The 1,171-nt window shown below is 43.5% G+C and carries 1 protein-coding gene; it reads left to right on the forward strand.

What is annotated here, in order from left to right; genetic code table 11:
• The first annotated feature begins 68 nt into the window (after positions 1–68).
• Positions 69–1,169, forward strand: coding sequence for an ISAs1 family transposase (locus tag AB4209_RS20630; RefSeq protein ID WP_136987121.1), 1,101 nt, complete (start codon positions 69–71; stop codon positions 1,167–1,169).
• Positions 1,170–1,171: the final 2 nt, after the last annotated feature.

Below are 1,171 nucleotides of genomic sequence, written 5' to 3' on the forward strand. Positions count from 1 at the left end.
CAGGGCGGGATCGCACTTTGTTAACAAATATGATCTAATAGCGTCAAACCCTTAGCTAGACAGCCATTTTGAACTTAATTGAGCACCTATCCGTCATCGAAGATACTCGTTCTGACATTAACCAAAAACATGACCTTATTGACGTTATGTTCCTCGTTATTAGTGCTATTGCATCTGGGTGCGAAGGATGGCAAGACATTGAATTTTATGGGGAAGAGAAGTTAAGCTGGTTAAGAAAGTACAGGCCATTCAAACATGGAATCCCCCGACGACACACAATAGCACGCATATTACGCTCAGTTGTTGCGGAGTCATTGCTTGAAGCGTTGGCCTTGTGGATAAACGAACAAAGAGCCAACCAAAATAAACCCATAATCGCATTCGACGGAAAAGTCCTGCGTGGCTCTTATCGAAATGACAGGAAAACAGCGTTGCAGTTGGTCACGGCATATGACACTGAGCGTGGCCTTGTTCTGAGCCAAAAACCGACGGAAAACAAGAATGGCGAGATCAGTGTTGTGCGCCAAATGCTTGATGTTATAAATGTAAAAGGCAGTGTGGTCACGATTGATGCGCTGCATTGCCAGCGCGAAACCCTAGAGAAGATAAAAGAAAAGAAAGCGCATGTTGTTGTTCAAGTGAAGAACAACCAACCGAAACTAAGAGCGGCTGTTGTTGAACAGTTTCAGGCTATCTTCGATGCTAGGAAAGAGAAAATAGTCACTGAAATCAAAGAGACACATCATGGTCGTAACGAAGAGCGATACGTTTTTCAACTTAAGGCTAAGTTGCCCGAAGAACTAGCAAAGAAATGGCCGACGGTAAGAAGCATTATAGCAGTGGAACGCCACCGAGTGATAAACGGGAAAGGCACCGTAGATACGTCATACTACATAAGTTCCATGTCGCCGAATCACAAATTACTTGGTCATTATATTCGTCAACACTGGCGAATTGAAAACAGCCAACACTACGTATTAGATGTTGTTTTTAAAGAGGATAGCTCTCGAATCACTTTGGATGGTGCCGTTGAGAACATAGCGTTGTTCAGACGCTTTGTAATGAACATGCTTAAGCAATGTGATTGCGGTGCGCCAAGTCAAAAGGTGAAGTTGAAAAAAGCGGGATGGAACGACGATTATCGGGCTAGAGTCTTCTTTGGGTTATAAAT

This window comes from Vibrio sp. 10N.286.48.C11, assembly GCF_041469805.1.
GTDB classification, from domain to species: domain Bacteria; phylum Pseudomonadota; class Gammaproteobacteria; order Enterobacterales; family Vibrionaceae; genus Vibrio; species Vibrio crassostreae_C.